Annotated in this window: 10 protein-coding genes and 1 pseudogene; 5 read left to right on the top strand and 6 right to left on the bottom strand. The window is 63.2% G+C overall.

The genetic code is table 11. The features are described from left to right. Window positions 1-274: pseudogene (locus EU811_RS24315) on the bottom strand (hypothetical protein); the annotation flags it as partial. 214 nt (window positions 275-488) lie between these two features. Beyond that, complete coding sequence (locus EU811_RS19580) at window positions 489-959, bottom strand: MerR family transcriptional regulator (protein WP_142939968.1); 471 nt, start codon at window positions 957-959, stop codon at window positions 489-491. Window positions 960-1,102: 143 nt separating this feature from the next. Here EU811_RS19580 and EU811_RS19575 point away from each other — a divergent pair, with 143 nt between their 5' ends. From EU811_RS19575 to EU811_RS19560, 4 genes are all read left to right on the top strand, one after another. Beyond that, complete coding sequence (locus EU811_RS19575) at window positions 1,103-1,525, top strand: Hsp20/alpha crystallin family protein (RefSeq protein WP_142939967.1); 423 nt, start codon at window positions 1,103-1,105, stop codon at window positions 1,523-1,525. Window positions 1,526-1,753: 228 nt separating this feature from the next. After that, window positions 1,754-2,143 carry a J domain-containing protein gene (locus tag EU811_RS19570; protein ID WP_142939966.1) on the top strand — a complete coding sequence of 130 codons (390 nt, stop codon included), beginning with the start codon at window positions 1,754-1,756 and terminating at the stop codon, window positions 2,141-2,143. Beyond that, window positions 2,140-2,517, top strand: a complete 378-nt coding sequence (locus EU811_RS19565; RefSeq protein WP_142939965.1) for a hypothetical protein — start codon at window positions 2,140-2,142, stop codon at window positions 2,515-2,517. The genes EU811_RS19570 and EU811_RS19565 overlap by 4 nt, the downstream gene beginning before the upstream one ends. Before the next feature lie 328 nt (window positions 2,518-2,845). Continuing rightward, the gene (locus EU811_RS19560; protein ID WP_142939964.1) at window positions 2,846-4,177 is read left to right on the top strand and encodes a cell division protein PerM; all 1,332 of its coding nucleotides are present in this window, start codon (window positions 2,846-2,848) and stop codon (window positions 4,175-4,177) included. Window positions 4,178-4,205: 28 nt separating this feature from the next. Here EU811_RS19560 and EU811_RS19555 read toward each other — a convergent pair whose 3' ends face one another. Next, window positions 4,206-4,655 (bottom strand): hypothetical protein, encoded by a 450-nt coding sequence (locus EU811_RS19555; protein ID WP_142939963.1) that lies wholly within the window; start codon window positions 4,653-4,655, stop codon window positions 4,206-4,208. Between the two features lie 11 nt (window positions 4,656-4,666). Between EU811_RS19555 and purN the strand changes: the two genes are divergently transcribed. Further along, on the top strand, window positions 4,667-5,233 hold the full coding sequence (gene purN / locus EU811_RS19550) for a phosphoribosylglycinamide formyltransferase (protein WP_142939962.1): 567 nt from the start codon (window positions 4,667-4,669) through the stop codon (window positions 5,231-5,233). A gap of 25 nt (window positions 5,234-5,258) precedes the next feature. On the opposite strand, the gene EU811_RS19545 is transcribed toward purN, so the two are convergent. Genes EU811_RS19545 through EU811_RS19535 form a run of 3 tightly spaced genes read right to left on the bottom strand, consistent with a single transcriptional unit; the run spans window position 5,259 to window position 8,529 of the window. Continuing rightward, the gene (locus tag EU811_RS19545) at window positions 5,259-6,611 is read right to left on the bottom strand and encodes an MFS transporter (RefSeq protein ID WP_142939961.1); all 1,353 of its coding nucleotides are present in this window, start codon (window positions 6,609-6,611) and stop codon (window positions 5,259-5,261) included. Between the two features lie 51 nt (window positions 6,612-6,662). Next, entirely contained in the window at window positions 6,663-7,610 is a 948-nt protein-coding gene (murQ, locus tag EU811_RS19540) for an N-acetylmuramic acid 6-phosphate etherase (RefSeq protein ID WP_142939960.1), read from the bottom strand. Then, a complete protein-coding gene (locus EU811_RS19535; RefSeq protein WP_142939959.1) occupies window positions 7,585-8,529 on the bottom strand; it encodes an N-acetylglucosamine kinase in 945 nt (314 codons plus the stop codon). Before EU811_RS19535 ends, murQ begins: the two co-directional genes overlap by 26 nt. Between the last annotated feature and the right edge of the window lie 40 nt (window positions 8,530-8,569).

The following is an 8,569-nucleotide window of genomic DNA, read 5'->3' as shown; positions in this document are numbered from 1 at the left end:
ACGCTAAAAGTTGATGAGCCACGATAGCCAATATGAATGCGATGGGCAGCAAGACCCAGCCGACGATCAAGGCGCCGGGAACGCATGCAAAGATGAAGCCCAGCACGGCTGCTATGAGGGCGATAAGGCCGACAATATTCAGTCGTTTCTTCGGCTCCCTCGGCGGGGCTGGGGAAGTGTACGGAGGGAGTCCTGCGCCTTGCGCAAATTGAGGGTGCTGGTGATGAGGCGAAGGCTGCTGTGAGCCCGCCCCCGGGAACTCTGGAGTTGTCATGGCATAACTATGGCAGAGGATATGGTTTATGTTCACTAGAAACACGTTGCGATAAATTGCTGTTCAGTAACCGTATGTCACAGAAAGCACTCGCTATGAGTGCTCACCTTTCATTTTCTACGCAAAGCTGCTGACGAACTCGTTTATTGAAAGTTGAGTCTTAGTTATATTGGGTGCTGGCTAATTGGTGGGACTCTTTGGTGAGGGCCTATATTCAGCCGTCACCACGCGCCCTCTTCAGATCCTTCCGCAACCCGCGGTTGTCCGCCCTGAGCTCCTCGTTGTGCTCCGTCAACCCGCGGTTATCCTCCCGCAACTCCTCGTTATGCTCCACCAGCCCCCGGTTGTCCTCCGACAGCCCACGGTTCTCGGCCTCCAGCTCCAGCACTAGTTTCACCCCGGCCAGGTTGAGCCCCTCGTCCAGCAACACCCCGATCCTTCGCAGCGTCGCAAGGTCGCTTTCGCTGTACCGGCGAGTGCCGCCGTCGGTCCGGTCCGGGGTGAGGAGACCTTTGCGCTCGTACTGCCGGATGTTCTGCTGCCCTGTGCCAACCAGCTCCGCCGCCACCGAGATCGCGTAGACGCCGCGCGAGTCCGGGTCCCCACCAGAGGTGCCGTCCGCACCAGAAGCCGCCAGACCGCCGTCGTACTCTTCAGCGGCAGTCTCACCATCCGACGCTGCCATCAAGAACCTCCAAAAATCTTCCGGAAAACCACTTGCATCTACTTTGTCACTGGTGCTATAAAAAATCTATACCAACCAATACAGATCCAACAGGCTGGTACGAACAACAGAATCAGCATCAAGACCAAAGGAGTGAGAACCACATGCTGATGCGCACTGACCCGTTCCGCGATTTCGACAGGCTCGCCCAACAGGTTTTTGGCACAACAGCACGCCCGGCCGGAATGCCGATGGATGCATGGCAGGAGGACGGACAATTCGTTGTTGCCTTCGATCTGCCAGGGGTGGATCCGCAGACCGTTGACCTCGACGTCGAGCGCAATGTCCTCACCGTCAAGGCCGAACGCAAGTCGCCCGCAGGCGAGAACACCGAGATGATCGCCGCCGAACGCCCCCAAGGCGTCTTCAGCCGCCAACTCATCCTCGGTGACACCTTGGATACCGACGGCGTCCAGGCAAGCTACGACGCAGGGGTGCTCACACTCCGCATCCCCGTCGCCGAGAAGGCCAAGCCGCGGCGCATCGAGATCCAATCCAATGGGCAGAGGCAGGAAATCAACGCCTAATCCCGTCCGCCCTGCCGGAAGGCTCACCCGGGGGTAGCCGACCGGCAGGGCGACAGCCGGGAACAACGGAGGCGGCCGCATCGGAATAGTTGGGCGCAGGCTTCGCGCCACGTCACAGCGTTTTTTAGCGCACATGAAAGCGACCCCCGCCCGTCGTCTCCCGAGTTGATGGCCCCCGGCCCACGCCGGGGGCCATCTCCCAGTCCGCAGCAGGAATCGGAGCAGCAGGTGAGCACCCAACCTGACCACTACGCCACGCTTCACGTGTCGCCGGACGCGACGGCCCGTGAGATCACCCGCGCCTACCGTGCACTGCTGCGGACTCACCACCCGGACACACGCCAAAGGGTCGACGACGGCGACACCACCTCCGCGGGCGACCTTCAGGAACTGCACGCCATCATGCAGGCGTACGTCGTTTTGTCGGACCCAGGGAAGCGGGCGGCTTACGACAGTGCGCGCAGAACACCTGGCGGTACGGGCGGGACGCCCGTAAAAGTGCGCTTCCACCGGTCCGGATCCACGGCTCCCCAACGCGAGCAGTCCCCACTGTCGTTCGGACCGTCACGTTGGGATCCTTCACCCCGCAATCTGAGATCACCCAGGAGTAATCCATGAGCGCTTGGCGTCCCTACGACGGCCACATCATTCCCGCGTTCTACGAGCGGTTCGAGAAACGCTGGGGGAGAGGGACGGCACCGTTCCTGGACCCCGAAGTCCACGAACAACCCATGCCCCGCGCTCAATGGATCAACCCGGACACCGGCGCTGCCGTGGCCGTGGTCCCCATCTGGACTGACGATCCCGAGCACCGCTCGTTCGGCGTCTTCTACCTCCCGCCGGCCGGGGATATCTGGATGCTCCGCCCAGGACCAACGACGTTCCTGGAACCCAGCGCGGGAGCCAGCCGCGAGCAGGTGACACTCCGCAACGACGCCTTCAAGAAGGCCGTCAACCACGCCAAGGAGTTCATCTACGGGCCACAGCTCTAGCCAGGTGTGTGCGAGGGGTTAGATACAAAAGAAGGCTGGTGCAGCCTAGGGAACGAAATCCAAGGCGGCTGCACCAGCTGCTAGTACGACTTTCTGTTATGAGTTGTGACACCTATCCATTGGCCGCTCCTAGTTCCCGGCTTCGATTGTTTCCGGGCCTTTCAAAGTCTGTGCAGGGCGGGGAAGAGCTGAGGTGGTCTTTGAGGGCTCCGTCCCCGGGAGAACACCTCCCATTTTACGGCCGCCCTCTGGAAAAAGCGCTGGAATTCGCGGTATTTCAGGGGAGCCTGCCGGGGGAGTGCGGCGTACCGTGGCACGATAGATCACGATGAAACTGCGCGCTGATCAGACCGGAAACCGTGGCCTCCCGATGCCCCTTTGGCTACAGGGTGGTTTGGAAGCGGCTCAGGCGGCGTTCATTTCTGCCATTGTTGTGATCCTTCCCTTGGTGGGGGTGTGGGCCACCGACGGGTTCCAGGACCGGAACGTGGACTCCCTGGCACGATTGGCGGGCCAAGCATGGCTGCTGATCCACGGTGTTCCGCTGGAGCTGGCGCACGTCAACCTCGGCACCGCGGCCCAACCCGGCTCCGGGCTCTTGTCCCTCATTCCGCTTGGTCTGACGCTCATTCCGTTCCTGCTCGCATGGCGGGCGGGCCGTCGACTGGCCCGGGCGTCCTACACAGACCAGTTGTGGCAGGCGTTCCTTGGCGCGTTCGTGGTGTACGCGGCCTTCGGGACGGCCACCGGATTCGTCTGCCGAACCCCGGAAGTTGTCATCAACCTTTGGTTCGCCATGACCATCCCGCTGATCTCCTTTGGCTTGGGCATGATCGTGGGCGCCCGGCGTGAGGCAGGCTCGTGGAGCCGGCTGATCGGCGTCGACGCCGTCGCTTGGCTCGCGAAGACCAGCCAGCATTCCCGGTGGGCGGGCTCCTATGTGGGTTCGGCATTGAAGGCAGGCTTCGTAGCCGCCATGGCCGCTGTTAGCCTGGCCGCACTGCTCCTGGCCGTGACTATTGTGTGGCATTGGACGGACATTATTGCCGTCTACGAGGGTTTGAAAGCTGGGGCCCTTGGCGGTGCGGTGCTCACCATCGCGCAGCTCGGCTACCTGCCCAACCTCGTCATCTTCGCGCTGTCCTGGTCCACCGGCGCCGGCTTCTCGCTCGGCGTCGGTTCAACAGCGGGTCCGCTGGGCACCGCCGTCGGACCTCTTCCGGCCGTCCCGGTTCTCGGTGCCCTTCCCGCCGGACAGTTCGACGCCGGGGCCATGGCCTTGGCGCTGCCGGTGGTGGCCGGGATCTTGGCGGGTTGGTGGTTCCTGCGCGAAGGCGAGAACCATTTTGACGAGTGGCTCTCCATCAAGATCAAAGCCCGCTGGTTCACCGCCACCGTTTCCACCCTGTTCCTGGGCGCATTCATTGGCGCCGTCGCGGGGCTGCTGGGTGGGGCGTTGGCTTGGATCGCCCGCGGTTCAGCAGGCGTCGGACGGCTCACCGAAATTGGACCGCACCCGCTGTGGATGGCAGTCTGGCTGGCCGCCGAAGTGGGCATCGGCGTCGTGATTGGCTACGCAGTGGGGCCGTGGCTGGAACGCAGCCAGAAGCAGCGCGAAGCGAACCTGGACGAAGCAGCGTACGACGACGAACACGCCTGAGCGGGTCCGCTCAGTAGCGCCGGGGTTCTTAACGTAACGGCCCCGGCATCGAGTTCTCCAGCTGGGTCAGGCACTGCGTCTTGGCGGATTCCGTCAGCGCACTGCGTGAGCAGTCCTGGTACGTGCTGACCTGATTGAAGAACAGCGCGGACGTCAGGATCAGCAGGCACATGACTGCCGTGACAACCAGGCCCGAAATGGTCCCGAACAGCATCAGTTTCGGATGCTTGTGCTTGAGCGTCCGCACCAACACCACAACGCCCAACACCAACGCCGCAAGCGTCAGGATGGCGCTCAACCACACGTAATCCACGTTCAGGGAGAACACGAAGAACGCACCCAAAGCCGCCAAGAGGAAGGCACGGAAGAGGTTCTGGCTCACGCCGAGGGCAGATTTCTCGGCCTCGGAGCGGGGTTGTTGGTTCGGCTTGGAACCGACGTCGGGATTCATGTTTTCCAGCCTACGCGAGCCGCCCATAAGCTAGTGCAATGCGCATTGTTGTCCTCGTCTCCGGTACCGGTTCAAATCTTCAGGCTGTCATCGACGCCGTGAAGTCGGGTGAACTGGATGTCGAGATCGCCGCTGTGGGCGCCGACCGGCCCGATACCTACGGTGTGGAGCGCTCCGACGAAGCCGGAATTGAGACCTTTGTGGTCAACTTCAACTCGTTCGAAACCCGCGCCGAATGGGATACAGCCCTGCGCGACAAAGTCCTGTCCTACAAGCCGGACGTGGTGGTTTCCTCCGGTTTCATGAGGATCGTCAGCGCCGACTTCATCGATGCCTTCGGCGGCAAATACGTCAACACACACCCCGCGCTGCTGCCCTCATTCCCCGGCGCCCACGGAGTGCGCGACGCTATCGCGTACGGCGTGAAAGTCACCGGCTGCACCGTTCACTGGGCCGACGCCGGCGTGGACACAGGCCCCATCATTGCCCAGGAAGCCGTGACTATTCTTCCCGAGGACTCCGAGGAATCCCTGCACGAGCGCATCAAGATAGTGGAGCGCCGCCTGCTGGTCCAGACCCTCGCAGATCTCGCCGCCGCCAAGTAGCGCACCGCCCCCAGCTGGGAGCGGGTTACTCGAGGACGCGCTGCTTCGTCTCGGGGGCGAAGAACGCCATCCACAGCACGGACAGCAGCACCAGCCCACCAGCCATCGCGAACGACTGCGCCAACCCGAACTCCGGCCAGAAGAACGAGGCGAACACCAAGGGGCCGAACCCGGCGCCAATGCGGGAGAACGTCGAAGCCCAGCCGAAGCCAGAGCCGCGAAGTTCCGTCGGGTACAGCTCGGAGACGTAGGCGTAAAGCACCGGAATGGCCACCTGGACCACGAACCCGAACACCAGCAGCCAGAACACGGCAGCCGAGGGCACGTCCACCACAAAGGCCACGATCACCAGCGTCAGCGCGGACAGGGGACCGGTGATGGCCAGGATCCATTTGCGGCCCACACGCTCCACCAGGAGCGCCGCTACCACCACGCCCAGAAGTCCGACGGCGGCCATGCTCGCCGTCGTGACAAACGCCTTGTACTCCTCGAACCCGGCGCCGATGAGAATGCGGGGCATCCATGTGAGCGACAAGTAATAGACCAACAAGATGCTGAAGAACAACGCCCAAGCCGCCGTGGTGATCTTCCAGTTGAACTGCCAGATCCCCCGCAACTGGGCCCAAGCGCTGCCGGGGGAGAGCCGGGGTGCCGCCTGCGGTTCGGGCAAGCTGTACGCCCGCGGCGAAGCGCCGGTTGCCTCGACCAGACCATCGATCACCGCCGCAGCCTCGGCACGGCGGCCCGCCCGAATCAGGAATAGCGGCGACTCAGGAACAGATCGGCGAACCCAGAAGACCAACAACGCGGGCAGCACCATGATCAGCATGGTGAGCCGCCAGTCGCCAAAGGCCGCAACCAGCCCGGCGGAGATGAAACCGCACAGCGCTGCGCCAACAGGCCACCAGCCGTCCATGGCCGTCAGGACCTTGCCCCTTTGCTTGCGGGGCGTGAACTCACCCACCAGCGCGTAATCCACGGGGATGCAGCCGCCCAAGCCGAAGCCGGCCATGAAGCGGAAGATGCAGAACCACACGATGTCCGGGGCGAAAGCACCCAGAACCGTGAAGATACTGAAAATCAGGAGGGTGGCCGTGAAGGCTTTCTTGCGCCCAATGGTGTCCGCAATGGTTCCCCACGCGAACGCGCCCACAGCCATGCCGATCAGGTTGGCCGTACCGATCCACGCGGCGTCAGCCGGTTGCAAGGACCAGTGCTTGGACAGCAGAGGGATCAGGATGCCGTTGAGCGTGACATCCCAGGCATCGAACATGAACCCGAGCCCGCCGATCAGGAAAATCCGCCCTTGGACTTTCCACCGCCACGGCAGTTCCTGCACAACTTGTTCGCCGCTGGGCACGGCTGTGTATGTATTCATTTGCCCTCCTGCATGCAACTTTATGCGCTGGGGCGGGCACCGCCGTCCGCGTTACTTCCGGTTCTCGATGGCCCTCCGCAGGAAACCACCGGCTTCTTCCAAAGCACCCTTGGCCTGACCAGCGTCGATGCCTGTCAGAAGTACCAAAATAGCTGCCTTCACCGAACCGCCAACAGAATCCAAAGCAGCAGCCGCCTCCGCAGCAGACACGCCGGTTGCGTGCTGAACAGTCCGTTGCGAGCGGGCCAGCAATTTCTCGTTCGTGGCACGCAGGTCCACCATGAGGTTCCCGTACGTCTTGCCGAGCTTCACCATCACCAAGGTGCTGATCATGTTGAGGACAAGTTTCTGGGCCGTGCCGGAGTTCAGCCTGGTGGAGCCCGCGATGAACTCCGGACCCACCACAACCTCAATGGCGGCATCGGCCAGATGACTCACGGCCGAGCCCTTGTTGCACGCCAGCGACGCCGTAAACGCCCCGCGCTTCCGTGCTTCTTCCAGCGCCCCGATCACATACGGCGTCCGGCCCGAGGCCGTAATACCCACGACGGCGTCAGCTTCAGTCACGTTGATATCGTGCAGGTCGCGCGCGCCGGCAGTTGCGTTGTCCTCGGCGTACTCCACCGGCTGCTGGATCGCTTTGGTTCCGCCGGCGATAAGTCCGACGACGAGTCCCGGCGGGGTGCCGAACGTCGGTGGGCACTCGCTTGCATCGAGCACACCAAGTCGGCCGGCCGTTCCGGCTCCCACATACAAAAGGCGGCCCCCGCGCTGGAGTCGCTCCGCAACGGCGTCGACCGTTTGAACAATTGCCGGGCTCGCAGCCTCAACGGCCGCGTGTACTCCTGCACTGTGGGCAAGCATCGCAGCTACGAGTTCTTCAGTGCCCAGGATGTCCAGGTTTTCCAGGCCCTCGGCCGTGGCCTCGGTCTGCAACCCGGCGAGTTCCGTGCGCAGGCCCGCAAGTTTGTCGTCAGTCGGGCCAGTTTGTTCCGTCACGGTGGATATACCTTTCCTGGATGAGCCCGCGGCGCGTCGCAGCGAGGGCAGCCCCGTCCAAGCCATCGCCCAGCGGGACCACCACCTCAATCCCAGCCGAAGCGAGGGACTTGCGCAAGAGCGCCGAGAAGAAGTCCGATCCCACCACTCCGCCAAGGAGCGCCACGCGGGGTGTGCCGGGTTCGGTGCCGCTCGCGCGCTTAACGGTATTGGTCAGGATGGCGCACGCCTCGCCCACAATGTCATGTGCGACGGCGTCACCGGCCTCCGCTGCCTGTAGAACCAGCGGCGCGAAACGGGCCATCGCCCGGTAGGGGTTCTCTGTTTCGGCCAGCCAGCCTGGAAGCAGCTCGGGCGACTCGACCAGAGCGCCAGCCGCAGCCGACAACGAGGTGGCCGGGCCGCCGTCGTGCGCTTCAAGAACTGCCTGCAGACCCTGTTGGCCGATCCACCTGCCGCTGCCGCGATCACCAAGGTAGGGACCCCAGCCGTCGGCCCGGTGGAGGACGCCGGCTTCGTCGAAGCGGAAGGCCACGGCGCCTGTGCCCACAATGAGCGTGGTGCCGGGGGCTCCTTGGAGAGCGCCGAGTTGGGCGGCCGTGGCGTCCGAGAGCACGGCCGAGGGGACACTGAATCTTTGGGACAACATGCTGGCGAGTTCCTGCGACTTCTCCGCGGACGCCTCAACACCGGCAACGGCTGCGCCAATGTTGGTGATGCTGCCAACTGGAAGCCCGGGCGGGAGCAGCCTGACGGTCTCGAGGAGGAGTTCGAATGCGAGGGTGGGTCCGTTGTCCACGTGCACACCGGGGAAGCCATGCTGGTCGGCGGCGCCAAGCAACTCATTGCCGCTGCGCAACTCCACGCGGCTACGGCTCTTCCCAACATCGGCAACAAGAACAACCTCGGTGGCTTCCATGGATCAACCCTATGTTGTGAGGCCTGCTTTGCGTGTGTGG

The organism is Arthrobacter sp. TS-15 (assembly GCF_006964045.1).
GTDB lineage: Bacteria > Actinomycetota > Actinomycetes > Actinomycetales > Micrococcaceae > Arthrobacter.
The sequence above is the reverse complement of the archived record's forward strand: the minus strand, read 5'-3'. Positions and strand labels throughout refer to the sequence as shown.

What these genes read in the sequence shown, in the direction of transcription:
- EU811_RS19580 (WP_142939968.1), bottom strand. Translation starts at nt 959, where the DNA reads ATGGCAGCGTCGGATGGTGAGACTGCCGCTGAAGAGTACGACGGCGGT.
- EU811_RS19555 (WP_142939963.1), bottom strand. Translation starts at nt 4,655, where the DNA reads ATGGGCGGCTCGCGTAGGCTGGAAAACATGAATCCCGACGTCGGTTCC.
- EU811_RS19575 (WP_142939967.1), top strand. Translation starts at nt 1,103, where the DNA reads ATGCTGATGCGCACTGACCCGTTCCGCGATTTCGACAGGCTCGCCCAA.
- EU811_RS19565 (WP_142939965.1), top strand. Translation starts at nt 2,140, where the DNA reads ATGAGCGCTTGGCGTCCCTACGACGGCCACATCATTCCCGCGTTCTAC.
- EU811_RS19535 (WP_142939959.1), bottom strand. Translation starts at nt 8,529, where the DNA reads ATGGAAGCCACCGAGGTTGTTCTTGTTGCCGATGTTGGGAAGAGCCGT.
- EU811_RS19560 (WP_142939964.1), top strand. Translation starts at nt 2,846, where the DNA reads ATGAAACTGCGCGCTGATCAGACCGGAAACCGTGGCCTCCCGATGCCC.
- purN (WP_142939962.1), top strand. Translation starts at nt 4,667, where the DNA reads ATGCGCATTGTTGTCCTCGTCTCCGGTACCGGTTCAAATCTTCAGGCT.
- EU811_RS19545 (WP_142939961.1), bottom strand. Translation starts at nt 6,611, where the DNA reads ATGAATACATACACAGCCGTGCCCAGCGGCGAACAAGTTGTGCAGGAA.